General features: G+C 60.3%; 25 protein-coding genes. 13 read left to right on the forward strand and 12 right to left on the reverse strand.

Annotation, left to right across the window (positions count from 1 at the left end; all coding sequences use genetic code 11):
* Nucleotides 1-62: 62 nt before the first annotated feature.
* Nucleotides 63-776 (forward strand): NADPH-dependent F420 reductase, encoded by a 714-nt coding sequence (locus tag BFQ01_RS29950; protein ID WP_256097801.1) that lies wholly within the window; start codon nt 63-65, stop codon nt 774-776.
* Between the two features lie 87 nt (nt 777-863).
* On the opposite strand, the gene mqo is transcribed toward BFQ01_RS29950, so the two are convergent.
* On the reverse strand, nt 864-2510 hold the full coding sequence (mqo, locus tag BFQ01_RS29955; protein ID WP_065928140.1) for a malate dehydrogenase (quinone): 1647 nt from the start codon (nt 2508-2510) through the stop codon (nt 864-866).
* Between the two features lie 481 nt (nt 2511-2991).
* Here mqo and BFQ01_RS29960 point away from each other — a divergent pair, with 481 nt between their 5' ends.
* Together BFQ01_RS29960 and BFQ01_RS29965 are read left to right on the forward strand one after the other, a co-directional pair.
* Nucleotides 2992-4179 (forward strand): MFS transporter, encoded by a 1188-nt coding sequence (locus BFQ01_RS29960; RefSeq protein WP_065928141.1) that lies wholly within the window; start codon nt 2992-2994, stop codon nt 4177-4179.
* A 162-nt stretch (nt 4180-4341) separates the two neighbouring features.
* Nucleotides 4342-5181 carry a lipopolysaccharide kinase InaA family protein gene (locus BFQ01_RS29965; protein WP_065928142.1) on the forward strand — a complete coding sequence of 280 codons (840 nt, stop codon included), beginning with the start codon at nt 4342-4344 and terminating at the stop codon, nt 5179-5181.
* A 52-nt stretch (nt 5182-5233) separates the two neighbouring features.
* Here the strand turns inward: BFQ01_RS29965 and BFQ01_RS32015 are convergent, their stop codons facing one another.
* Nucleotides 5234-5455 carry a hypothetical protein gene (locus tag BFQ01_RS32015; protein WP_083244959.1) on the reverse strand — a complete coding sequence of 74 codons (222 nt, stop codon included), beginning with the start codon at nt 5453-5455 and terminating at the stop codon, nt 5234-5236.
* 347 nt (nt 5456-5802) lie between these two features.
* On the opposite strand from BFQ01_RS32015, the gene dusA reads away from it, so the two are divergent.
* Both dusA and tal read left to right on the forward strand, forming a co-directional pair.
* On the forward strand, nt 5803-6789 hold the full coding sequence (dusA, locus tag BFQ01_RS29970; protein WP_065928143.1) for a tRNA dihydrouridine(20/20a) synthase DusA: 987 nt from the start codon (nt 5803-5805) through the stop codon (nt 6787-6789).
* A 187-nt stretch (nt 6790-6976) separates the two neighbouring features.
* Nucleotides 6977-7903, forward strand: a complete 927-nt coding sequence (gene tal, locus BFQ01_RS29975; protein WP_065928144.1) for a transaldolase — start codon at nt 6977-6979, stop codon at nt 7901-7903.
* A gap of 88 nt (nt 7904-7991) precedes the next feature.
* On the opposite strand, the gene rssC is transcribed toward tal, so the two are convergent.
* Both rssC and rssB read right to left on the reverse strand, forming a co-directional pair.
* Complete coding sequence (rssC, locus tag BFQ01_RS29980) at nt 7992-8474, reverse strand: anti-sigma factor antagonist RssC (RefSeq protein ID WP_010212025.1); 483 nt, start codon at nt 8472-8474, stop codon at nt 7992-7994.
* Nucleotides 8474-9655 (reverse strand): two-component system response regulator RssB, encoded by a 1182-nt coding sequence (gene rssB, locus BFQ01_RS29985; protein WP_027604216.1) that lies wholly within the window; start codon nt 9653-9655, stop codon nt 8474-8476. Before rssB ends, rssC begins: the two co-directional genes overlap by 1 nt.
* Nucleotides 9656-9931: 276 nt before the next feature.
* Between rssB and BFQ01_RS29995 the strand changes: the two genes are divergently transcribed.
* Nucleotides 9932-10228, forward strand: a complete 297-nt coding sequence (locus BFQ01_RS29995) for a PilZ domain-containing protein (RefSeq protein WP_065928145.1) — start codon at nt 9932-9934, stop codon at nt 10226-10228.
* 62 nt (nt 10229-10290) lie between these two features.
* On the opposite strand, the gene BFQ01_RS30000 is transcribed toward BFQ01_RS29995, so the two are convergent.
* A complete protein-coding gene (locus BFQ01_RS30000) occupies nt 10291-10980 on the reverse strand; it encodes an MlaA family lipoprotein (protein ID WP_027604219.1) in 690 nt (229 codons plus the stop codon).
* Nucleotides 10981-11174: 194 nt separating this feature from the next.
* Here BFQ01_RS30000 and BFQ01_RS30005 point away from each other — a divergent pair, with 194 nt between their 5' ends.
* Together BFQ01_RS30005 and BFQ01_RS30010 are read left to right on the forward strand one after the other, a co-directional pair.
* Complete coding sequence (locus BFQ01_RS30005; protein WP_065928146.1) at nt 11175-11783, forward strand: phosphatase; 609 nt, start codon at nt 11175-11177, stop codon at nt 11781-11783.
* A gap of 110 nt (nt 11784-11893) precedes the next feature.
* Entirely contained in the window at nt 11894-12160 is a 267-nt protein-coding gene (locus tag BFQ01_RS30010) for a DUF4404 family protein (protein WP_065928147.1), read from the forward strand.
* 63 nt (nt 12161-12223) lie between these two features.
* On the opposite strand, the gene queF is transcribed toward BFQ01_RS30010, so the two are convergent.
* Together queF and BFQ01_RS30020 are read right to left on the reverse strand one after the other, a co-directional pair.
* Nucleotides 12224-13054, reverse strand: coding sequence for an NADPH-dependent 7-cyano-7-deazaguanine reductase QueF (gene queF, locus BFQ01_RS30015; RefSeq protein ID WP_065928148.1), 831 nt, complete (start codon nt 13052-13054; stop codon nt 12224-12226).
* 67 nt (nt 13055-13121) lie between these two features.
* Nucleotides 13122-13643, reverse strand: a complete 522-nt coding sequence (locus BFQ01_RS30020; RefSeq protein WP_065928149.1) for a copper-resistant cuproprotein CopI — start codon at nt 13641-13643, stop codon at nt 13122-13124.
* Between the two features lie 157 nt (nt 13644-13800).
* Here BFQ01_RS30020 and BFQ01_RS30025 point away from each other — a divergent pair, with 157 nt between their 5' ends.
* Both BFQ01_RS30025 and BFQ01_RS30030 read left to right on the forward strand, forming a co-directional pair.
* On the forward strand, nt 13801-14481 hold the full coding sequence (locus tag BFQ01_RS30025; RefSeq protein WP_027604224.1) for a heavy metal response regulator transcription factor: 681 nt from the start codon (nt 13801-13803) through the stop codon (nt 14479-14481).
* A complete protein-coding gene (locus BFQ01_RS30030; protein WP_065928150.1) occupies nt 14478-15833 on the forward strand; it encodes a heavy metal sensor histidine kinase in 1356 nt (451 codons plus the stop codon). Before BFQ01_RS30025 ends, BFQ01_RS30030 begins: the two co-directional genes overlap by 4 nt.
* A gap of 53 nt (nt 15834-15886) precedes the next feature.
* Here the strand turns inward: BFQ01_RS30030 and BFQ01_RS30035 are convergent, their stop codons facing one another.
* From BFQ01_RS30035 to BFQ01_RS30045, 3 genes are read right to left on the reverse strand one after another with little or no spacing between them, the layout of a single operon-like run.
* Complete coding sequence (locus BFQ01_RS30035) at nt 15887-17131, reverse strand: lipoprotein-releasing ABC transporter permease subunit (protein WP_065928151.1); 1245 nt, start codon at nt 17129-17131, stop codon at nt 15887-15889.
* A gap of 58 nt (nt 17132-17189) precedes the next feature.
* Complete coding sequence (gene lolD, locus BFQ01_RS30040; protein WP_024074097.1) at nt 17190-17873, reverse strand: lipoprotein-releasing ABC transporter ATP-binding protein LolD; 684 nt, start codon at nt 17871-17873, stop codon at nt 17190-17192.
* 7 nt (nt 17874-17880) lie between these two features.
* A complete protein-coding gene (locus BFQ01_RS30045) occupies nt 17881-19131 on the reverse strand; it encodes a lipoprotein-releasing ABC transporter permease subunit (RefSeq protein ID WP_065928152.1) in 1251 nt (416 codons plus the stop codon).
* Between the two features lie 94 nt (nt 19132-19225).
* Between BFQ01_RS30045 and BFQ01_RS30050 the strand changes: the two genes are divergently transcribed.
* Both BFQ01_RS30050 and BFQ01_RS30055 read left to right on the forward strand, forming a co-directional pair.
* Entirely contained in the window at nt 19226-19810 is a 585-nt protein-coding gene (locus tag BFQ01_RS30050; protein WP_065928153.1) for a PilZ domain-containing protein, read from the forward strand.
* A 44-nt stretch (nt 19811-19854) separates the two neighbouring features.
* The gene (locus BFQ01_RS30055; RefSeq protein ID WP_027604230.1) at nt 19855-20577 is read left to right on the forward strand and encodes a glycerophosphodiester phosphodiesterase; all 723 of its coding nucleotides are present in this window, start codon (nt 19855-19857) and stop codon (nt 20575-20577) included.
* 42 nt (nt 20578-20619) lie between these two features.
* Here the strand turns inward: BFQ01_RS30055 and sthA are convergent, their stop codons facing one another.
* Entirely contained in the window at nt 20620-22014 is a 1395-nt protein-coding gene (gene sthA / locus BFQ01_RS30060; RefSeq protein WP_005786183.1) for a Si-specific NAD(P)(+) transhydrogenase, read from the reverse strand.
* A gap of 234 nt (nt 22015-22248) precedes the next feature.
* Here sthA and BFQ01_RS30065 point away from each other — a divergent pair, with 234 nt between their 5' ends.
* Entirely contained in the window at nt 22249-22782 is a 534-nt protein-coding gene (locus BFQ01_RS30065; RefSeq protein WP_065928154.1) for a chalcone isomerase family protein, read from the forward strand.
* Between the two features lie 337 nt (nt 22783-23119).
* On the opposite strand, the gene BFQ01_RS30070 is transcribed toward BFQ01_RS30065, so the two are convergent.
* A complete protein-coding gene (locus tag BFQ01_RS30070; RefSeq protein ID WP_065928155.1) occupies nt 23120-24583 on the reverse strand; it encodes a glyceraldehyde-3-phosphate dehydrogenase in 1464 nt (487 codons plus the stop codon).
* Nucleotides 24584-24837 lie beyond the last annotated feature (254 nt).

Below are 24837 nucleotides of genomic sequence, written 5' to 3' on the forward strand. Positions count from 1 at the left end.
GCGATCCATCACTCCCTACTCCCAGTAACAACATCCACACTAAAACGACGATTTATCGCCGATTGGTTGCCAATCATCATAACCGCTCCCCCATTCATTGGAGCAAGACCATGAAGATTGGTGTTATTGGAGCAGGCTTTATCGGGCGCGCCGTGGCCCAACTGGCGCTGGCGGCCGGGCACGAAGTGATGTTGAGTAACTCCCGTGGTCCCCACACCATGAGCAGCGTAGTGAGCGGCATACTCGGCGTGCAGGTGGGCAGTGCCGACGACGCCGCCAAATTCGGCGATGTGGTGCTCGTGGCGATCCCCCTGGAGCATTACCGCAGCGTCCCGGCGCAATGGCTGGAGGGCAAGACTGTGATGGATGCGAATAATTACTACCCGAACCGCGACGGCCATATCCCGGTACTGGATCGCTTCGAATCCACCACCAGCCGGTTGCTCGCCGAGCATCTGCCCCATTCACATGTGGTGAAAGTGTTCAACGCGATCTTCGCTCCCGACCTGACGCAGGACGCCCGCCCCCACGGTGCCCCCGACCGCCGGGCGTTGCCGGTGGCAGCGGATGACGCCGCAGCGAAGGCACGCGTCATCACGCTACTCGACGAATTGGGTTTCGACGCCGTGGATGCCGGCAGCCTGGATGACAGCTGGCGGCTGGAACGCGGCAAGCCTGCCTATTGCGTCCCGCTGGACCAGGCTGGCTTGAAAGCAGCGCTGGCCGCCGCCGAGCGTACGGTTGAACTGCCGCCTGTCGAACGCACCCGCCGTTAGACACGCACAAAAAAGCCCGCTGACCGTTACCGGTTCAGCGGGCTTTTTGTTACCGGCAAGGTCCTGACCCAGGACCTCCCCAGCGGCTTACAGCGCCAGGTCAGACGCCGGCTTGCTCGGCTCAGCCGCAGGCTTGGCAGCCTCGGGCGCCTTGACAGCAGCCTTTTGCGGAATCACAGGCGGTGCAGGCAGTTGCAGGATATTGGCGGTGTAGGCCCATTCCTTGGCAACAGCCTCAGGACTGTCGTTCAGCTTGGTGCCGTAGCTAGGCACGATCTGGTGCAGTTTTGCCTGCCACTCAGGGGTCGCAACCTTGTCCTTGAACACTTTCTGCAGCACGGTCAGCATGATCGGAGCCGCGGTGGACGCGCCTGGCGATGCACCCAACAGGCCTGCAATGGTGTTGTCGGCGGAGCTGACCACCTCGGTACCGAGTTTCAGGACGCCGCCCTGCTCTTCGTCACGCTTGATGATCTGCACGCGCTGGCCGGCCTGCCACAGGCGCCAGTCGGATTGCTTGGCGTTCGGGAAGTACTCCTGCAGCGCCTTGAAGCGGTCGTCATCCGACAGCATCAGTTGGCCGGCGAGGTACTCGACCAGTGGGTATTCACGAATACCGACTTTGGTCATTGGCCAGATGTTGTGGGTGGTGGTGCTGGTCAGCAGGTCCAGGTACGAGCCTTCTTTCAGGAACTTGGTCGAGAAGGTGGCGAATGGGCCAAACAGAATCACGCGCTTGCCATCCAGCACGCGGGTGTCCAGGTGCGGAACCGACATCGGTGGCGCGCCAACCGAAGCCTTGCCGTAGGCCTTGGCCAGGTGCTGCTCGGCGACGGTTGGGTTATCGGTCACCAGGAACGAGCCGCCGACCGGGAAGCCAGCGTATTCCTTGGCTTCAGGAATGCCCGACTTTTGCAGCAGGTGCAGTGCACCGCCGCCCGCGCCGATGAACACGAACTTGGCGTCGGTTTCAGTCTTGGTGCCGTCTTTCAGGTTTTTGTAGCTGACACGCCACGAACCGTCGGCGTTCTTGGTGATGTCCTGCACTTCGCTCGACAGTTTCAGGTCGAACTTAGGCGTGGTTTGCAGGTGAGCGACGAACTGGCGGGTGATCTCGCCGAAGTTCATGTCGGTACCCAGCGGGCTCCAGGTGGCCGCGATTTTCTGGTTCGGGTCACGCCCTTCCATCATCAGCGGAACCCACTTGGCGATCTGCGCCGGGTCTTCGGAGTACTGCATGCCGGCGAACAGCGGGCTCGCTTGCAGGGCTTCGTAGCGCTTCTTGAGGAACTTGATGTTGTCATCGCCCCACACAAAGCTCATGTGCGGCGTGGAGTTGATGAACGAACGCGGGTTCTTCAGCACGCCCTGCTGGACCTGCCAGGACCAGAACTGACGGGAGATCTGGAACGCTTCGTTGATCTCGACCGCTTTCGGGATCTCAACGTTGCCGTTCTTGTCTTCCGGGGTGTAGTTCAGCTCAGCCAGGGCCGAGTGACCGGTACCGGCGTTGTTCCAGCCGTTGGAGCTTTCTTCGGCGACGCCATCGAGGCGCTCGACCATTTCCATCGACCAGCCCGGCTCCAGCTCATTGAGCCAGACACCCAGGGTTGCACTCATGATGCCGCCGCCGATCAGCAGCACATCGACTTTCTTTGTCTCTTCCGCGTGAACGGACGTGATCCCCATCGACAAAGCCAGCCCCAGCAGGGCAGTGTTTACTTTTTTAAACATCAGTAGCACCTATGATAAAACGCCATCCGCCCCACCGCCCCTGATCATGGGCAACCCTCAATCACGCTGCGCCAGGCAACGCACCGCGGGGTTTGCACATTCACTCGGGGACCGCAGGGTGGGCACACAAGGCCGACGTATCGACCTCACTTTTATGTCCCTTCTGCGCTGACTTCTTATCATTATTGGCTTCAGCTACCTGGGCGACAGCCAAACGCCGGGACGTATACGGGTGTACGTACCGGGGAAAGACCAGACCAAGACGGCGCGCAGAATATCACGCCACACGGCGTTTATGCGTCGTTTGACCAATTGACAACTCTAAATCGCCGGTTTTAACGCGCGAGTGTCAAGTGTGGCAAGCGCGACCTGAGGTCACAGGGCAGGAACTCTCGGGCAAAAGGCTGTTCTAGACTCCTTCGTCGCTGCTTGCGTAGCATCGACGCACTCCCTCGTACCACCTTTCATCACAGAGCGATCCATGTCTATCCACCAAACTCCCGGGCACGTACTGCCCGCGCGCAGCGCCGCCAAAATGGAAGCCGCCATGGCCGTGGGCGCCTTCGCGATCGGTACCGGCGAATTCGCCATCATGGGCCTGATGCCCGACATCGCGCAAAACCTGGGTTTAAGCGAACCCCAGGTTGGCCACGCCATCAGCGCCTATGCCCTCGGCGTCATGGTCGGCGCCCCACTGCTGGCCATCCTCGGCGCCAAGCTGCTGCGCAAACACATGCTGCTGTTGCTGATGGGCCTGTATGCCCTGGGCAACCTTGCCACTGCGTTCACCCCGACCTTCGGCTCGTTGGTGGCGTTCCGCTTTATCAGCGGCCTGCCCCACGGCGCCTACTTCGGCATTGCTGCCGTGGTCGCCTCGAGCATGGTGCCCAACGACAAACGCGCCGGCGCCGTGGCGCGGGTAATGATGGGCCTGACCCTCGCGATGCTGCTCGGCAATCCTATCGCCACCTTCCTCGGCCAGCACCTGGGCTGGCGCTCGGCGTTTGCACTGGTGAGCGTGATCGCCCTGTGCACCATCGCCCTGGTCTGGCAATTTGTGCCCCATCGCCACGACGAACAACGCAGCGACCCGCGCAAGGAACTGCGCGCCTTCACCAAACCCCAGGTGTGGATGGCGCTGTCCATTGGCGCCATCGGCTTTGCCGGTATGTTCTGCGTGTTCAGTTACCTGGCACCGACCATGCTGGAAGTAACCAAGGTATCCCCGCAGTGGATTCCATTTGGGCTGGCAGCATTCGGCGTGGGCGGGATTATCGGCAACATCGCCGGCGGCAAGCTGTTTGATCGCATGCAGTTTCGCGCCGTGGGCTGGATATTGGTGTGGTCGATGGCCGTGTTGCTGTTCTTCCCCTTCGCGGCGGCCTCGCTATGGGGCGTGCTGCTGAGCATGGGCCTGGTCGGCACCATGGTCTCGTTGGCCGCACCGCTGCAGATCCGCCTGATGGACATCGCCCACGAAGCACCGAGCCTGGCGGCAGCGTCCAACCATGCGGCGTTCAACCTGGCCAATGCGCTGGGGCCATGGTTCGGCGGGATGGCGATTACGGCTGGGTTTGGCTGGACCAGCACCGGCTACATCGGCGCGGCGACGGCACTGGTCGGGCTGGGCATTTACCTGATAGCACGGCGGATGCAGGGAGGGCATTAAGCTCAAGCCCCAGGGCTATCAGCACATTTCAATCGCCATGAACAGTGAAGAATCGGCGCAATGAGACTATTTCATTTCCGTTCAGGTAAAGTTCAGGTTGGATCCAATAAGCACAAGTTGTAACATATCCGTCATATTTATTCCCAATGACAAGGACGTGTTTTGAGCTTTCCTGACACAGGTGTATTGCAAAGTTTTCCGACGACCCTCACTCATCGCAATGCGACGATCTTCACCACCGACACCGCCGACCACAAAACGCAACAGGCGATTCAGGACCTGATCGACACGCGCCACCAACTGACAGATCGCATCAGCGCACCGCTCAAAGGGATGGAAGCCAACCTGTTCGCTAAATCCCAGCCGCTGGACAGCCTCAGGCCCAAATTGCGCGTGACCTTCGGGCGCGCCAAGCGGGACGGTGCGTTTGACTGGCCGGTCGAAGAAGTCATCAACACCCTCGGCGCCCAGAAACGCGGTGCGCCGGTTGCTGGCTTATATGGGTTCGGTTATCGAAAGTCAGCGCTTGGCCTGATCCAGGAATTCTTCATCTTTACCGAGATGCTGGAGGGCCACCTCAATGGCCTGGAATGGCTCAAGCAGGAGCGTGCCATCCAGAGCCTGATCACCGCGTCGTTCAAACTGTTGCACTGCCTGCACAGCAAAGGCGTGGTGCATATGGACTTCTGGGCAAACAATGTGATGATCAACCTGGAGCAGCCGACGCACGCCAAGGCCATCGACCTGGAAAACTGCTTTCTCACGCCAACGGACTACTTGACCGAGGTACTGGCGTTTCAATTTGGGTTCTATTATCGGCGGGAAATTTTCCGGTTCATGATCGAAGAGGATTACGACCGGAGGGTGCTGCAAGAACTTGGCAACTACGAGGGCATTGATCGCCGTCGTTTTGACGAAATCTACACCTCAAGCAAACATGAAAACATCAGCCGCCGCGCCAGGCGCGAGATTTTCCATAATGGGGTTGTGGTAACGGGCTGACTCACCTCCCCGGCGACAAGGGCGCCTGCCCCACGCCGGGCCATATGCGCCATCAATCATCATGCAACAACCCCGTCCCATATTCCCCATAACTACTCCCCAGGCCACTGCCGCCAAAATTGGTTTTGGCAGCCTTGCTGGAGCTGCGGTCACCAAACGCCTGGCATCCGCCTGAAAAGCAAGGGTCGCCACTCATGCCCGGCGCACCCGAAGAACAAGCGCCCAACAGCAACGTGCTCGTAATCATCACGACTTTGACGAGGTTCGAAATCATTTTTTCAGTTCCCTGTGGACTGGACCGTGGGGGCTTCTCTTGAGAAAGATCGTAGACCTCAACGGCGGAAGGAATTATGAAACTTTGCTGGGGGACAGGGAGGGTTCAGGTTGCCGGCTGGTGATCGACGGAGGCCGGGTCAAACACAACCGCGAATGGGCAGTAGCCAACTGGTCCTACCTGATCGCATGTCGGGCTCGCAGTGATCGCCTGTAAATCCTCGGCATATTCCATACACGGCAATGTCCGCGTTCGAAGTGGTGAATACCGCAAAACAAGCGTCTCCCACAGCCTAGATCCATCCCTGATAAACTGCGCCCAATTCGCCTCGTTGACTCAGATCCCCAATGTCCCTACACACTGCTACTTTCTCCCGCCGCTTCTCCGTCGCCCCGATGATGGATTGGACCGACCGCCACTGCCGGTTCTTCCTGCGCCTGCTCTCCAAACGCGCCCTGCTCTACACCGAGATGGTCACCACCGGCGCAATCCTCCACGGCGACCATGACCGCTTCCTGCGCCACAACGAAGCCGAGCACCCGCTCGCGCTCCAGCTCGGCGGCAGTGTCCCCGCAGACCTGGCCGCCTGCGCCCGTATGGCCGAGGCTGCCGGTTACGACGAAGTGAACCTGAACGTCGGCTGCCCGAGCGACCGCGTCCAGAACAACATGATCGGCGCGATCCTGATGGCTCACCCGGCCCTGGTGGCCGATTGTGTGAAGGCGATGCGTGATGCGGTGTCGACTCCGGTGACGGTGAAGCACCGTATCGGCATCAACGGCAGGGACAGTTATGCCCAGTTGTGTGATTTCGTCGGGACGGTGAAGGACGCCGGCTGCACCAGTTTCACCGTGCATGCGCGGATTGCGATTCTTGAGGGCTTGTCGCCGAAGGAAAACCGCGACATTCCGCCGTTGCGGTATGACGTGGCGGCGCAGTTGAAGCAGGATTTCCCTGAGCTGGAGTTTATTCTCAATGGCGGGATCAAGACGTTGGAGCAATGCCATGAGCATTTGCAGACGTTTGACGGGGTGATGCTGGGCCGCGAGGCTTATCACAATCCGTATCTGCTGGCGGAGGTGGATCAGCAGTTGTTTGGCAGTGAAGCGCCGGTGATCAGTCGGGCGGAGGCGTTGGCGCAGTTGCGACCCTATATTGCGGAGCATTTGGCGAACGGCGGGACGATGCACCATATAACCCGCCACGTGCTGGGATTGGGGACGGGGTTTCCGGGGGCGAGGAAGTTTCGGCAGTTATTGTCAGTGGATATTCACAAGGCCAGTGATCCGCTGGCGTTGCTGGATCAAGCCGGCGCTTTGTTAGAAGGACGCTGAGTGTCCAGTCATGGGGCAATTGGGTTGAACCTGCTGGCGGTTTTGGCCTCCTATTCAGCAGTACCGCCGGGCATTCAAACGGCTGTTTTCAGGTTGTTGCCCTCGCAAACGATCGAACGCATTTGCGCCCTTGAGCGCCTGCCAGCGCTCGGGTAATGTCATCAGACCCATAGGACAGAGCACGCCCATGACTTCCAAGTTGGAACAACTCAAGCAATTCACTACTGTCGTAGCCGATACCGGCGATTTTTCTACCCTCGCCAAGCTCAAGCCCCAAGACGCCACTACCAACCCTTCCCTCCTGCTCAAGGCCGCGTCGATTCCAGGCTATGCCAAGCTGCTGGATGAGTGTGTGCAGGATTGCAACGGTGATGTCGGCCTGGCCAGCGACCGTTTCGCAGTGGCCGTGGGCCAGGAGATCCTTAAGGTCGTGCCAGGACGCATCTCCACCGAGGTGGATGCCCGCCTGTCGTTCGACACTGACGCCGTACTCAAGCGTGCGCACCGTCTGATCGACCTGTACGACAAAGCCGGGGTTAGCCGTGACCGCGTGCTGATCAAGATCGCGTCCACCTGGGAAGGCATCCGCGCGGCGGAGAAGCTGGAAAAAGAAGGCATCCAGACCAACCTGACCCTGCTGTTCTCGTTTGCCCAGGCGGTGGCGTGCGCAGAAGCCGGCGTGTTCCTGATTTCACCGTTCGTAGGCCGTATCTACGACTGGTACAAGAAAGCCAATGGCAACGACTACACCGGCGCTGATGATCCGGGCGTGCAGTCGGTGACACGCATCTACAACTACTACAAGGCTAATGACTACAAGACCGTGGTGATGGGTGCGAGTTTCCGCAACCTGAGCCAGATTGAAGAGCTGGCCGGCTGTGATCGCCTGACCATCAGCCCGGACCTGCTGGAGAAGCTGGCGGCGGATGACGGCAAGCTGGAACGCAAGTTGTCGCCAGGGCACGCCGGAGAAGCGCGAGTGCATCTGACTGAAGCGCAGTTCCGTTGGGAGTCCAACGAGGATGCGATGGCGACTGAGAAGCTGGCGGAGGGGATTCGTCAGTTTGCCCGGGACCAGGAGAAGCTTGAGGCACTGTTGTCCGCCAAGCTGTAAACGGCGCAGGCGGCAAAAAGGGCGGTACCTGTGAGGGTACCGCCCTTTTTTTGCTCTGTTGTCCCCTACGTGCAGGCGATCCCTGGGATCAGTGACGCTCGAGGGCGTTGACGAGGTCGTGGAAGGCTTCGCGGTTGGACTCGTTGAGGCCCATCAGGATCTTGTGCGCTTCCAGCACCTTGACCCGTACGATTTCCTCGGACTGGTCCTGGGACGGCAGGTCGGTGAGGCATTCCGGGCACGGGATCGGGCGATCAACGATGTTGAACACCTGGTCGAAGCCCATGGACTGCAACAGACGGGTGATGTCTTCGTGGGTGGTGACGACGGTCGGCAACAGGCCGACCTTCTGCCGGGACAGAATGGACAACTTGGCCAACAGCCCAAGGGTGGTGCTATCGATGCTGCGGGTTTCGGTCAGATCGATCACGATCGCCGAGAAATTCAACGCCGTGAAAATCCGCTCAATCGTCGCATCCAGCGCCGAACACAAGGTCAGGCGCACTTCACCGACAAACTTCAGGACGAAGGTCCCGTCTTGCTCGGCGAATTGGATTCTTCCGGTACTCATCAAAGATTCCTGCTCAACACCAATAGGGCGATATCATCCGGCATCTCCCCTAGCGTGGCCAATCCAAAAACCTGCCGCAGGCCATCCAGGCTGCCGCCCGCCGACTTGACCTTCTGGGGCAAGGCGGCTTCTTTCTCTTTGAGTGTAGGCTCTGGAAGAAGGTCCAGGATGCCGTCGGACATCAGCGTCAGGCTGAACGTCGGCGGCAGCTCCAGGATGTGGTCTTCGTAGGTGGCTTCATTGAACAAGCCTACGGGTAGGCCACGCCCTTCCAGGTAACGCACACTGTCGGGAGTGTATAAAACAGGCATCGGCAGGTGGCCGCCGATGCTGTAGGTCAAAAGACCGGTTTCTTCATCAATCACGCCACCCACCATCGTCACGTGCTTGCCCAGCTTGCAGCTGATCAAGCCACGGTTGATGTGACCCAGCACCTCGGAGGGGGTGAACTCCGGCAAGGTGCCATTGCGCTTGGATTCGAACAACAGCCGTGTGGTCATGAACTTCAACAACACGGTGACAAAAGCAGAGGAAGCACCATGGCCGGAGACATCGGCCAGGTAGAACGCGACACGCCGCTCGTCTACGCGGAAATAGTCGACAAAATCACCCGACAGGTACAGCGACGGGATGATTTGGTGGGCAAACTGGAATTCGTCGATGGTCCAGGGGCTGACCGGCAGCATGTTCATCTGCACCTGGCGACCGGCGTTCTGGTCTTCCTGGAGCAGGTTAAGGCTGGCTTCGAGTTCGCGGTTGGCGGTTTCGAGCTTTTCGCGGTAGCGCTGGTTCTCGACTAGCAGGCGCGCACGATCCAAGGCGCGGCGCACAGAGTGCTCCAGTACCGCCAGGTCTTCGAGGGGCTTGATCAGGTAGTCGGCAGCGCCCAGACGCAAGGCCTCGACGGCATCGTTCATGACGCCGGCACCGGACACGACAATCACCGGCGTCTGCGGGGCAAGCTCGGTCACCTGACGAATCAACTCCAGGCCGCCCATCTGGGGCATGCGCAGGTCGCAGATCACGAGGTCGGGCTGGTCGCGCTCGAATACCTGGAGACCCTGTTGGCCATTACTGGCCTGCAGGACGCTGAAGCCACTGTCTTCCAAATAGGCCGCGAGGCTCGCGCGCACTACTTCGTCGTCATCGATTATCAGCAGCGTGGCACTGGTTTTTTGCATGTGGGCAAACGGCGCCAGAATTAGGTTGGCGTAGGTGGCTCGGCAATGGCCGGGCTCACGTACTGGATTCGCTTTCTAGCCTCTCTGTACTACAACGCAATGGGATTTTTCCCATGCACAACTGTAAAGCAGAGGTGCCCTTCTAAGGCGCAGACGGTACTCCCATCCGCCGGGGGTTTCAAGCTCATGCCGATGGTCGCCGGGCGTCTTTACATCGCAAATCACCGGGAGTTATAAGAACAGCCAAGACCACAACACAAAGTAAGGATGGAACCGATGGGCGAACACGAGCGCGACTACGCCGAAAAACGCGATTTCATCCGCATGCGGGTGGATGCCGAAGTATCTTTGCTCCACGAAGGCCAGGAGTTTGCCGGCGTTTGCCTGGACCTTTCCAGCTCCGGGATGCAGGTGCAGGCACCGCGCCAGTTCGCCGTGGGAGACCTGCTCACCGTGCGCATTGATTCAGAGCACGCGGCGCTCAAGGGCCTGGAGGCTGACACGGAAGTGGTCTGGACCAAAACCGTGGGCGACGAGCAACAACTCGGGCTTAGGATCCTGAAAATGCGCTGAAACCCGCGCACAAAAAAGGCGACCGCCAGGGTCGCCTTTTTTTCATTTCAAAACATCACAGCTTAAAAGTCGTCGACGACCTTGCCATCCTTGACCTTGAACTCGCGGTTCTGCAGGTAGGCATTGCGGATAAAGGTGTACTTGTCGCCGGTGATCAGTTTCTCGCTGTCGAGCAGGCTGGCACGGGTGTCAACGATGTTCAGGCCCATGGTGCTGTTGCGCCAGCCGATATCGTTCATATAGCGGTACGGTTGGGTGTAGCTGTCCACGTATTTGGACGGTGCATCACGCAAGGTGCTCGGGCCCAGCAGCGGGATCATCACGTAGGGACCGCTGCCCACGCCCCAGTAACCGAGGGTCTGGCCAAAGTCTTCATCACTGCGTTGCAGCCCCATTTTGGTGCCGACGTCGATAAAGCCCAGCACGCCGAACGTGGTGTTAACCAGCAAGCGCGCAGTGTCGACCCCGGCATTGTGGGGCTTGAGCTGCAGCACATTGTTAGCCAGGTTGCCGACGTCACCGATATTGCGGAAGAAGTTATGGATACCGTCTTCGACAAATTGCGGGGTGATCCACTGATAGCCTTGGGCCAATGGCTTGAGGGCGTAGGTATCAACGGTGTCGTTGAAGGTGAAGATCGGGCGGTTGACGCTTTCCCATGGATCATCTTCCGATGCAGCCTGTGCAGCGAAAGGCGCCAGCAGGACAGTGGCACACACAGATAGCTGAGCGAAGTAGTGGCTCCAGCGCATAGCTTTTGCTCCTTGAATGGTCTGTCATGGGCGCTATGCCCTGAATAAGGCCGTCAGTATATGACGGAAGTACCCAATTAGGCAGCTGCCAGGAATCGTCCTAACACAAATGGACAATTTTCCTACAATTACCCCGCTGTCATCTGCTTGTCATCCTGCCCCGATAGCGTCACAGCTATTTCAGGGATGTCGACATGCCTCACGCCGAGATAGCCATCGCCAACGCGCCCGCCTTGACTGCTGTTCTGTTTGGCCTGAGTGGTTGCCTGGTGGACTTTGGTTCCCGGGCGCGCACCGATTCCCCCTCCCCGGACTCCCAAGCCACACCCGGCGCCCTGAAAATCCTGCGCAGCCTCAAGGAACAAGGCGTCCCCTGTGCCTGGCTGGATGAACTGCCGCCGTCGGTAACCACACCACTGGCCGCCGTACTGCCCAACTGGCTCAAGGCCGCATCCCCCTCCTCCATCCGCTGGCCCGCCCCTCATGCCTGCTGGCAAGCCTTGATGGAACTCAACATTGAACGCCTGGAAGGTTGCGTACTGGTCAGCGGCGAGCCGCGCCTGTTGCAATCGGGCCTGAATGCCGGCTTGTGGACCATTGGCCTGGCCTCCTGTGGTTCGCTGTGCGGCCTGGCGCCCGAGCAGTGGCAGGCGCTGAGCGACAAGGAACGCGAGCACAAGCGCGGCAAAGCCACCGTTGAGCTCTATGGCCTGGGGGTCCACTCGGTGATCGATCACCTCGGTGAACTCGGCACCTGCCTGGCCGACATCAGCCTGCGTCAGCTCAAAGGCGAGAAGCCCTGATCGAGATCATGCACAGTCGGCGCCCGTGGATTAATCTACAGGTCAGTCCGTAGACCTTTCACGGCGTGCCGTGGTCTATGCCAGTGCCTATCGATAAAAGGAAGAACGTCATGCCTGATCGCAAAAAACTGGAAGAACAGGTCGAGATCCTGCGCGGGCAGCTGGAACAGGAACCGCCGCTGTCGGAAGAAAAACGTGAAGCGCTGCAAGCCTTGATTGCCAAGTTTGAATTGCAACTTGAACTTGAACCGGCCACTCAGACGCCGAGTATTTCCGACGATGTGAGCCAAGCTGCCATAGAGTTCGACGCTGAGCACCCGGTGATTTCCGGGACACTGCGCAATATCATGATCACCTTGGGCAATATGGGGATCTGACCCGAGCCCAAGCCAGGCGCAGAACCAAAAGGTAGGAGAGGGCTCGCCCCCTCCCATCTTTGTTTACTGACGGGCCAGGCGCACGTTCTGGAACGCCACATCTTCAGTGCTGCGGTAAGGGTTGATATCCAACCCGCCGCGCCGCACATAGCGCGCATACACCGTCAACTTTTCCGGCTTCAGCAAACGCTGCAGGTCAAGGAAGATGCGCTCCACGCACTGTTCATGGAAATCCGAGTGCTGGCGAAAGCTCACCAGGTATTCCAGCAAACTCCCGTGATCCAACGCCGAACCACGGTACGCCACCACCACGCTGCCCCAGTCGGGCTGGCTGGTCACCGGGCAGTTGGACTTGAGCAGGTGGCTGTGCACGCTCTCCTCGACAATGCGCGAGTCATCGCAACGCAGCAGCTCCGGGCGCGGGTGTTCGTAGTTGCTGACACTGATATCCAGATCGTCAACACACGTGCCCGGCAACGCCATCACGCCTTCGGCCTCAATGTCGGCCAAGCTGCGGATACGCACGGTAACAGGCTTGCCGGCGGCGGCGCTGAGGTCGGTGCGCAGGGTCGCTTCCAGGCTTTGCACATCGGCAAACGCTGTCTGGTTGAGCGAGTTGAGATACAGCTTGAACGACTTGGACTCGATGATGTTCGGCGAGTCGGCCGGGATGCTGAACTCACCGATGGCCACCACCGGCTTGCCCGACGGCAGCAGCCAGGACAACTCGAAGCAGTTCCAGAAGTCCACGCCCTTGTACGGCAGGGTCTCGGCGCTCAGGCCCAGCTCGGCCCACTTGGCGGCGCGTGGAATCGGGAACAGCAACGAAGGGGTGTAGGTGGAAATGTATTCACTGGACTTGCCCAGCGGCGAATGTTCGGCTGCGGGATGCATGGCGGAAAACCTGGCTAAATAAACCGCGCCAGTCTACCAGCCTTTGCCCCCGCCCTTAAGAAACGCCTTACTCAACGGTCAGCTTGCCGACCATGCCCGCCTGGTAATGCCCGGGGAGGTTGCAGGCAAACTCCAGGCCGGTGGCCTTGGTGAACGTCCAGGTCAGCTCAGCAGTCTTGCCGGGTTCCACCAGCACGCTGTTGGGATCGTCGTGTTTCATGCCGCCCATTTCACCGTGGCCCATGGCGCTGTGATCCATCTTGCCCATACCCGTGGAGGTGAGCATGCCGCTGGCCTGCATCTGCAGCATTTCCTTCTGGTGTTCGGCGTGCATCGCCGCGTCACCGAGGTTGAATTCATGCAGCAACTGGCCTTTGTTGACCAGTACAAAGCGCACCGTCTCACCGGCCTTGACGTCCAGGGATTTGGGCGAAAAGGAAATGTCCTGCAGCGTCACCTCCACGGTGCGTGTGGCCTTATCCGCCGGTGCCGGCTGGCCGAACGCGTAGGTATGGGCCGCATCCGCCATTGCATTGAAACTCAACGCCAACAGGCAGCCCGCCAACAACAGGGGTGTACGCAATGCCATCTCGATTCTCCAAAAAGTGTGCAACCTGCTTGGACAGCACTCTAAGAGTGCGCCGCTGCCAGCCAGCTGACTGCTAGATTACAACTTTGTCAGGTTGCGCCCTTCCCCTGGCACCCAGGGTATAAAGCCCCTCGTGAACTGTTGCCAAGAGCCGCCCATGAAATTGCTGATCGTCGAAGACCAACCGAAAACCGGCCACTATCTGCGCCAAGGCCTGGCCGAGGCGGGCTTTACCACCGAACTGGTGGCCGACGGCACCAGCGGCCAGCACCTGGCGCTGACCGGCGATTATGACCTGTTGATCCTGGATGTGATGCTGCCCGGTCGCGACGGTTGGCAAATCCTGCAAGCAGTGCGCAGTGCCGGCCTGGAGATCCCGGTGCTGTTTCTGACCGCCCGGGATGCCGTGGAAGACCGGGTGCACGGCCTGGAACTGGGTGCCGACGATTACCTGGTCAAGCCCTTTGCCTTCTCCGAACTGCTGGCGCGGGTACGCAGCCTGTTGCGCCGTGGCAGCAGCACGCCGCAGGAAACCGCCCTGCAACTGGCCGACCTGCGCCTGGACCTGCTCCGCCGCCGCGTCGAACGGGACGGCCAGCGCATCGACCTCACCGCCAAGGAGTTCTCCCTGCTGGAACTGCTGCTGCGCCGCCAGGGCGAAGTCCTGCCCAAGTCGCTGATTGCCTCCCAGGTGTGGGACATGAATTTCGACAGTGACACCAACATCATCGAAGTCGCGATCCGACGCCTGCGCCTGAAAGTCGACGATCCTTTCCCCACCAAGCTGATCCATACCGTGCGCGGCATGGGTTATGTGCTGGAGGAGCGCAGCCATTGATCCAGCGTCTGTCCCTGGCCAGCCGCCTGGCCCTGCTGTTTGCGGCGTGCACCGCGGTGGTCTCGTTGTTCGCCGGCGTGCTGTTCAACCGTGCCAGCGAGGCGCACTTCATTGAGCTGGACCAACAGCAACTCGACAGCAAGCTGGTGGCGCTGCGCAGCACCTTGCAGGGCGTCGAATCACTGGACTCATTCGCCCAACGCGAAGCGCAGCTGCGAGCCGAACTCAATCGCCAGCCTGACCTGACATTGCGCATCACCGCCGCCGGCCAGCGCTGGCTGGACGATGCACCAAGCGTCAGCCTGCCCGAGGCGCCTGGCCTGCACACCCTGCAGAACGCCGGCACCGACTACCGCGTGTACAACGCCCCCTTGAGGCCCGGCCAGCCCACCTCACCGCAACTGACCCTGATGCTCGACATCACCCATCACCAGCACTTCCTGCAACGTATGCAACACTTGATCTGGCTCACCGTCGGCCTGTCGGCCCTGGCCACCGCGCTGCTGGGCGCCTGGGCTGCACGCAGTGGCTTGCGGCCGTTGCGGCGCATGGGCGAAGTGGCTGCCAGCGTGTCGGCCCACTCCTTGACCCAGCGCCTGCCTCACCAGCAAATGCCGGCGGAATTGGCCGAACTGGCCCAGGCCTTCAATGCCATGCTCGGGCGATTGGACGACGCCTTCCAACGTCTGTCGGCCTTCTCCGCCGACATTGCCCATGAACTGCGCACGCCCCTGTCGAACCTGCTGACCCAGACCCAGGTCATCCTGACCCAACCGCGCCCCCTGGAGGATTACCGCGAAGCGCTGCACAGCAACCTGGAAGAGCTGCAATGGATGGCGCAGTTGGTGAATGACATGCTGTACCTGGCCAAGGCGGACCACGGCTTGCTGGTGCCCAAGCGCGAGCCGTTGGTACTGGCGGATGAAGTGGAGACGTTGCTGGAGTTTTTCGCGTTGCTGGCAGAAGACGCACAGGTCTCGCTGGTACGCGAAGGCGGCGCGCAAACCGCCGGCGATCGCGGCATGCTGCGCCGGGCCCTGTCGAACCTGCTGGATAACGCCCTCAGGTTCACCCCGGCCGGCGGCCAAGTGCGCGTGCGGATGGTTGAAGGCGCACGGGGCGTGACACTGACGGTAGAAAACAGCGGGGAAGGTATTCCAGCGCACGTGTTGCCGAGGCTGTTCGACCGGTTCTACCGAGCCGACCCGGCGCGCCATGAGGGCAGCAGCGAGCATGCGGGGCTGGGATTGGCGATTACCCAGTCGATTGTGCGAGCCCATGGGGGGAGGATTTTTTGTGAATCCGCGGCGGGGTGGACAAGATTTGTGATTGAGTTGCCCAGGGGAAATTGATGCAAGCCGGGCCGGCCCTATCGGGGGCTTGCCCCCGATAGCGGTCTTAAAGACTACGAATACCTAAGGGCATGCGCCGGCTCAATCTTCGCCGCCCGATACGCCGGGTAAATCGTCGCTAGGAAGCTCAACACAAACCCGGCCGTACAAATCAGCACCACATCGCCACTTTGCAGCTCGGAAGGCAGGTTGCTGACGAAGTACACATCCGAACTGAAGATATGCTGCCCGCTCACCCGTTCCAGCCAGCCCACCAGCTCACTCACGTTCAGCGCCGCAATCACCCCCAGCACACCGCCGATCAAGGTGCCGACAATGCCGATCACCGTGCCCTGCACCATGAAGATCGCCATGATCTGCCGTGGCGTGGCGCCGATGGTACGCAGGATCGCGATGTCCGCGCCCTTGTCGTTCACCACCATGATCAGCGTGGCGATGATGTTGAACGCCGCGACGGCGACGATCATCAGCAACAACAGGCCGATCATGGTCTTTTCCATCTTCATCGCGCTGAACAGGCTGCCCTGGGTGTGGGTCCAGTCATCGGGCTTGTAGCCGCTGCCGAGGCTGGCGGCGATGTCCGCCGAGACCTTGGGCGCTGCGTACAGGTCTTTCAACGCCAGGCGCACGCTCTGCACCTGGTTCGGCTGCCAATGCTGTATCTCGGCGGCGTCAGCCATGTGGATGAGGGCCATGGAGCCATCCAGCTCGGCGCCGACCTTGAAGATACCCACTACGTTCAGACGCTGCATGCGCGGGGTGATACCACCGGGCGCACTGCTGATCTCCGGGACGATCAGGGTCAATTTGTCGCCCACATTCAGGCGAAAACGCCGGGCGGTGATTTCGCCGACCACCACGCCGAACTCACCGGGCTTCAGGTCTTCCAGTTTGCCCTGCACGATATGCTGGGCCACGATCGACACCTTGCCTTCCTGGGCCGGGTCAACACCGCTGATCTCAATCGGCTGCATCGCGCCCTTGTAGGAGAACATGCCGTCCATCTGCGTGAACGGTACGGCGGCAGTCACTTGCGGATTTTTCATCGCCGCAGCGGCCAGCGGCTGCCAATCGTCGATCGGGTTCACCCCGACGATAGTGGCGTGGGGCACCATGCCAAGGATGCGCGAGCTCATTTCACGCTGGAAGCCGTTCATCACCGACAGCACCACGATCATCGCCAGCACGCCCAGGGCGAGGCCAATCATCGAGGTCATCGAGATGAACGAAACAAAACGGTTGCGGCGCTTGGCGCGGGTATAGCGCGTGCCGATGAAAATCGATAACGGTCTGAACATTCGCGGGCACCGTTGGAAAAATAGAAAACCCGGCGTCAGGCACCGGGCTTGAAACAGGTCAGATGGCGACCAGATGACCTTCCTGCAGGTGCAGCACGCGGTCCATCTGGCGGGCCATGCTCATGTCATGGGTCACCACCAGGAACGCGGTGCGCATCTGGGTGCTCAGTTCCAGCATCAAGTCCTTGATGCCCTGGGCGGTGTGGGAGTCGAGGTTGCCGGTGGGCTCGTCGAGCATCACCAGGCCCGGGTTGTTCACCAGGGCACGGGCAATCGCCACACGCTGGCGCTCACCGCCGGACAGTTCGGCCGGCTTGTGTTCCAGGCGATGGCCGAGGCCGACGCGCTCGAGCAACGCCTTGGCACGCTGGCGCGCTTCCGGGATCGCGGTCTTGCCGATCAACAGCGGCATGCACACGTTTTCCAGGGCGGTGAATTCCGGCAACAGGTGGTGGAACTGGTACACAAAGCCCAACGAGCGGTTGCGCAACTGGCCACGGGCCTTTTCATTCAGGGCCGACAGTTCTTCACCGGCCAGCCATACGCTGCCCTGGGACGGCGTATCGAGGCCGCCCAACAGGTTGAGCAAGGTACTTTTGCCGGAACCGGAACTGCCGACGATCGCCACGCGCTCGCCGGGATGCAGTTCCAGTTGCAGGTTGGACAGCACCACGACCGACTCCGGGCCTTCCTCGTAGGATTTGCCCAGGTTGCGGCAGCTCAGGATTGCTTTTTCACTCATGCCCGATTCACTCATAACGTAAGGCCTGTGCTGGCTGGGTACGTGCCGCGCGCCAGGCTGGATACAGGGTGGCAAGGAAACTCAGGACCAACGCGGCGCCGCCCACCATCAGCACGTCCTGGGCTTGCACCTGGGACGGCAGGTAATCGATGAAGTAGACGTCGGCGTTGAGGAACTTGTGGCCGATCACCTTTTCAAGCAAGGCGATGGCGGCACTGACGTTCAGCGCGGCCAAAATGCCTACCGCAGTGCCGATCAAGGTGCCGACCACGCCGATCACGGTGCCCTGCACCATGAAGATCGCCATGATCTGCCCCGGCGTGGCGCCGAGGGTGCGCAGGATGGCGATGTCGCCCTTCTTGTCATTCACCACCATCACCAGCGTGGAGATGATGTTGAAGGCCGCGACCGCGACGATCAGCAGCAACAGCAGGCCGATCATGGCTTTTTCCATGCGGATGGCCTGGTACAGGTTGCCGTGGGTGCGGGTCCAGTCGCGGGCGTAGTACTGGCTTTCACCCAGGTGCTGGGCGATTTCCCAGGCGCCACGCGGGGCATCGAACAGGTCGTTGAACTTCAGGCGCAGGCCTTGCACCTGGTCCGGCTGCCAGCGATGCAGGCGGGCCAGGTCGGTGAGGTTGGTCAGGCCGAGGTAGCCGTCGATCTCGCCGGCGCCGACGTGGAAGGTGCCGACCACGGTAAAGCGCTTCATGCGCGGGAACATGCCGGCCGCCGTCACGGTGACTTCCGGCGCGACGAAGGTCAGTTTGTCGCCGATGCCTACGCCGAGCTTGGCCGCCGCCTTGTCACCGATGACAATGCCAAAACTGCCGGGGGCCAGATCGTCGAGCTTGCCCTGCAACATGAACTTGTCGATGATCGAGACGTTGCGTTCCTGGGCCGGATCGATGGCATTGAGCAGGATTTTCTGCACCTTGCCGTCGTTGGTCAGCAGCCCCTGCATCTGGGTAAACGGCGCCACGGCCACTACCTTGGGGTTCTGCTTGACCTTGGCGGCCAGGCTTTGCCAGTCGCTGATGGGCGCATCGCCCTCGATGGTCGCGTGGGGCACCATGCCCAGCACGCGGGTGCGCATTTCATGATCGAAGCCGTTCATCACCGACAGCACCACGATCATCACGACCACACCAAGGGCGAGACCGATCATCGAGGTCAAGGAAATGAACGACACAAAATGATTGCGACGCTTTGCACGGGTATAACGCGTGCCAATAAATACGAAGAGAGGTCTGAACATGTCGGGGCTTGTTCGGAGGAAAAGAAGACGTCCCGGTGGCGGGGTCTGGTAAGCAGCTTTACACTCAGACCATTACCGTTACCTGGGGTTCGCCATGTCGACATTAGATGAAGAAGAGCGCCGCGAATACTACCGTATCGACGACATGATCGCACTCCAAATCAAAAGCCTGTCTGCCCCCGAAGCGGCGAGCAAGGAAGTGTTGCTGGATGATTCACCGCTGTTCAATCTGCTCAGTGAACTGCACCTGAGCGAATTTGAAGCCCAGCACCTGCTGCGCCAGCTCAGCGAGAAGGATCGCACCCTCGTCGCCTTTCTCCGCGTGCAGAACAAACGCCTGGATTTGCTCAGCCAAATCATGGCCCGCGGCCTGCTGGATGAGGTCGGCGCCCCGCAGCCGGTGATCATTTCCGAAGGCGGCATCGATTTCCAACACCCCTCCCCCCTGACGGTGGGTGCGCACCTGGCGGTCAAGCTGGTGCTGATGCCCCAGGCGCTCGGCCTGCTGCTGCGCGCGCGGGTCACCCATTGCGATTCCAAGGGCACAGGCTTCGACGTCGGCACGGAATTCGAAGCCATGACCGATGCCCAACGCCAGCTCCTGGCGCGCTACATCCTGCAGAAACAGGCGCAGGAACGGCGCCTGGCACGGGAACAGAGCGACGCCCAAGACACCTGAATTCGTATTTACCCTGCCAGACAACCTGGCGTAAAGGAGCAACTGTGACCCTGATCTACGGCCACCGCGGTGCCAAAGGCGAAGCACCGGAAAACACCCTGACCAGCTTCCAGGCGTGTCTCAAGCACGGTGTACGCCGCTGCGAACTGGATTTGCACCTGTCCATGGACGGCGAACTGATGGTCATCCACGACCCGACCCTCAAGCGCACCACCGACCGGCGCGGCAAAGTCGTCGAGTATTCGGCGGCAGACCTGGTGAAGATGGACGCGCGCAAAGGCGGCCCGGGCTGGGTCAAGCCTTGCCCGATTCCGCGCCTGGAAGAGCTGTTCGAACAGTGCGACTTCGATCACTGGCAACTGGAAGTCAAAAGCGCCTCGCGCACCCGCGCCGCGACCACCGTGCTGGCCATTCGTGAGATGGCCGTGCGTTTCGGCCTGATGGACAAGGTCACCGTGACCTCAAGCTCGCGGGAAGTGTTGAAGGCGGCGGTTGAACTCACCCCCGACCTGTCACGCGGGCTGGTCGCCGAATATGCGTGGCTCGACCCGCTGAAGGTCGCGCAGAACTACGGCTGTGAGATGCTGGCGTTGAACTGGACGTTGTGCACCCCCGAGCGTCTGGAAAAAGCCCAGCGCCAGGGCCTGCACGTGTCCGTGTGGACGGTCAACGAACCTGCGCTGATGCGCAGGCTCGCCGACTTCGGCGTAGATAGCCTGATTACAGACTTTCCCGGTTTGGCCACTGCCACCCTCGAGAATTACTGAAATCGGTCTCCCCGGCCGGCTCAGGCCACCGGCCGGAGCCGCTCAAAAAAGCCGGTTGAGGCCGTCGTAGGCCGCTACCCGATAGGCTTCGGCCATGGTCGGGTAGTTGAACGTGGTGTTGACGAAATACTTGAGGGTATTTTGCTCACCCGGCTGGTTCATGATCGCCTGGCCGATGTGCACGATCTCCGAAGCCTGGTAGCCGAAGCAATGCACGCCGAGGACTTCCAGGGTTTCGCGGTGGAACAGGATCTTGAGCATGCCTTGCGGCTCACCGGCGATCTGCGCACGCGCCATGCTCTTGAAGAACGCCTTGCCCACTTCGTAAGGCACCTTGGCCTTGGTCAGTTCGTGCTCGTTCTTGCCGATCGAGCTGATCTCGGGAATCGTGTAGATCCCGGTCGGCACGTCGTTCACATAACGCCAGCTGCCGTTGTCGACAATGCTGCCGGCGGCCGAACGGCCCTGGTCATGCGCCGCACTGGCCAGGCTTGGCCAGCCGATCACGTCACCGGCACCGTAGATGTTGGTCACGCAGGTGCGATAGTTCTCGTCCACTTCGATCTGGCCACGGCTGTTGACCTTGACCCCGATGTTTTCCATGCCGAGCTTGTCGGTGTTGCCGGTACGGCCGTTGCACCACAGCAAGGCATCGGCCTTGATCTTCTTGCCGGACTTGAGGTGCAGGATCACGCCGTTGTCCAGGCCTTCGACCCGCTCGTATTCTTCGTTGTGACGCACGGTGATGTTGTTGTTGCTGAAGTGGTAGCTCAACGCCTGGGAAATTTCCGAGTCGAGGAAGCTCAGCAACTGGTCGCGGTTGTCCACCAGCTCCACCAGCACGCCCAGGCCGCTGAAGATCGAGGCGTATTCACAGCCGATCACGCCGGCGCCGTAGATGATCAACTTGCGCGGGGTATGGCCCAGGCTGAGGATGGTGTCGCTATCGTAGATACGCGGGTGGTGGAAATCGATGTCCGCCGGGCGATACGGGCGCGAACCGGTGGCGATGATGATGTGCTTGGCCACCAGCTTCTCGACCACGCCGTTGGCGCACACCACTTCGACGGTTTGCTCGTCGGCGAAGCTGCCGGTGCCGAAGAACAGGTCGACACGGTTACGGGCGTAGTAGCCGGTGCGCGAAGCGACTTGCTTGGAGATGACCTTCTCGGCGCTTTTCAACACGTCCGGGAACGAGAACCAGCGCGGCTCACCAATGGCCCGGAACATCGGGTTGGTGTTGAACTGCATGATCTGGCGCACCGAGTGACGCAAAGCCTTGGACGGGATGGTACCCAGGTGGGTGCAGTTACCGCCGACCTGGCGACGGCTATCGACCATCGCCACCTTGCGCCCTGCCTTCGCGGCGTTCATCGCCGCACCTTCTCCAGCCGGGCCGGAACCCAGTACCACCACGTCGTAGTTGTAGACAGCCATGCGTACTCCTCAGAACAGGCCAGGCGCACGGTTGGACGCCTGGCTAAATCATGCCGCGGCCAGCGGTCATGAAGGACAATTTGGCTCAAGTGTGTGAACCGGGGCACAGTCTATATAAGGCTCAACGCCGCGCACATTAACCCTTGGTCGCGTCGTAGGCCAGTTTTGCCTTTACTACAGGAACAGGAAACGGGCATTACACTGCTGACACGCACCTTTGCAGGACGGGCCATTATGCGGCATGTCGTTTTCTGTTTAATGATGATTTTTTCGGTTGTGGTGCATGCAAGTGAGGCAGACCGGCTCCGGCAAGCCGATTTTCCTGCGCAAGCCCATGGACTGGCGCTGAAAAACCAGACGGTGTTCACCTACCTCTGGGCGGATGTGTACGCGGCTGCGCTGTATGCCCCGCAGACTGTGAGCGCCAGGCAGGCATGGGACTCGCAACAGCCGCTGCGCCTTGTGCTGTATTACTTTCGCGACATCGACCGCAACGATGTGATCAAGGCGGCGACGGCCACCTTGGAGCGCCAGCAAGCCAGCCCTCGCCTGAGGATTGAAGTCGACCAGTTGCACGCCAGCTTTCGTAACATCCGCAGCGGTGATCGCTACGCCCTGGACTTTCGCCCCGGCCGTGGCCTGAATCTGGAGATCAATGGGCAGGTGGTGTTCAGCAGCCGCAATGACGCGCTGGCAAGGGCCTACCTGGGTATTTGGCTGGCGCCCAAGGGTTTGTCCGATGATTTGCGCGGCAAACTGCTGAAATGAGTATGCATCCTCTGAACGATCGCTATCGGGGGCAAGCCCTAATGCCAGTCAGTTAAGCGTACATCGCCTCCTGTAGGAGCGAGCTTGCTCGCGAAAAACGCCAACGATAACGCGTGCTTCCTGAATGAACGCGGCGCCTGTGAGTTTTTCGCGAGCAAGCTCGCTCCTACAAAAAGCCTTAACTGACTGGCATTAGCCCCCTCCCACACGTCGACTTGTGAATACATTCAAATGTGGGAGGGAGCCTGCTGCCGATGAGGCCCAGCTCGACAACACAAAACCCGCTGCCATGAAAAAGCCCCGAACCAGTCGGGGCTTTTTCATTCAGTGCTAAGGCTTAGCGCGGGAACGCAGGCGGGTTGACCCCGGCCATGTCTTCCATCACGCGAACCACCTGGCAGCTGTAGCCGAACTCGTTGTCGTACCAGACGTACAGCACAACGCGGCTGTCCTGGCTGATGGTCGCTTCCGCGTCCACCACACCGGCGTGGCGCGAGCCAACGAAGTCGGTGGACACCACTTCCTGGGAATTGACGAAGTCGATTTGCTTATGCAGGTCGGAGTGCAGCGCCATGTAGCGCAGGTACTCGTTCATCTCTTCACGGGTAGCGGCTTTCTCAAGGTTCAGGTTGAGAATGGCCATCGACACGTTCGGCGTCGGCACACGGATCGCGTTACCGGTCAGCTTGCCGGCCAGCTCAGGCAAGGCCTTGGCAGCGGCGGTGGCGGCACCGGTCTCGGTGATGACCATGTTCAGCGCGGCGCTGCGGCCACGGCGATCGCCCTTGTGGAAGTTGTCGATCAGGTTCTGGTCGTTGGTGTACGAGTGAACGGTTTCAACGTGGCCGTTGACGATGCCGAACTTGTCATTCACAGCCTTGAGCACCGGCACGATGGCGTTGGTGGTGCAGGAGGCGGCGGACACGATCTTGTCGTCAGCGGTGATTTCACCGTGGTTGATGCCGTGCACGATGTTCTTGAGCTTGCCTTTGCCAGGCGCGGTCAGCACGACGCGGTCGATACCCGGGCAGGCCAGGTGCTGGCCCAGGCCTTCGGCATCACGCCATACGCCGGTGTTGTCCACCAGCAGGGCGTCCTTGATGCCGTACTGGGTGTAATCCACCTCGGTCGGGTTCTTCGCGTAGATCACCTGGATCAGGTTACCGTTGGCGGTGATGGTGTTGTTTTCTTCGTCGATGGTGATGGTGCCGTTGAACGAACCGTGTACCGAATCGCGACGCAGCAGGCTGGCGCGTTTGGTCAGGTCGTTCTCGGCGCCTTTGCGCACCACGATGGCACGCAGGCGCAGGCCGTCGCCGCCACCGGTTTTTTCGATCAGGATGCGCGCCAGCAGGCGGCCGATACGACCGAAACCGTACAGGACAACGTCGGTGCCTTTGCGGGCAGCGGCGTTTTGCTGGCCCACCACATCGGCCATTTCTTCACGCACGAACTGCTCGGCGCTGCGGCCGGCACCTTCCTTGCGGAATTTGTAGGCCAGCTTGCCCAGGTCTACCGAAGCCGCGCCGAGCTTGAGCTCGCTCATGGCCTTGAGCAGGGGGAATGTTTCGTGGACGGAGAGTTCGCTGTCGTCGGCGGAACGATGGCGAGCAAAGCGATGCGCCTTGAGAATCGCGATGACTGATTGGTTGATCAGGCTGCGGCCATAGATCGAGCTCACCACATTGTTATTGCGGTACAGCTGACCGATAAGCGGGATCATCGCTTCTGCGAGTGCTTCACGGTCGATCCATTCACCAAGACACTGGTCGGGCTTCTGAGTCACGGGAACCTTCCACATGTAGGGGCTGAAAAAAGGGGCTACATTATGTCGTCCGACCGCCCGTTGAGCAATGCGCCAACCACAACAAAAAGCCCTTGCAAAAAAATACCACCCCGCTACAGGCCAGGAAACACGCGGGTTTCAGAAGGCCACCAATGGCGCAGTGCCGCCAACTTGTCCGTAACTCTCCGAAACATCCGTGCAAAACGGCACTACATAATGAGTCAAAAGGCTGCTTTGTTTGTCTTAGCCACTACATTTCCTACAAACCG

Origin of the sequence: Pseudomonas sp. 8 R 14 (assembly GCF_900005955.1) — a bacterium.
In the GTDB taxonomy this organism is placed as follows: Bacteria; Pseudomonadota; Gammaproteobacteria; order Pseudomonadales; family Pseudomonadaceae; genus Aquipseudomonas; species Aquipseudomonas marginalis.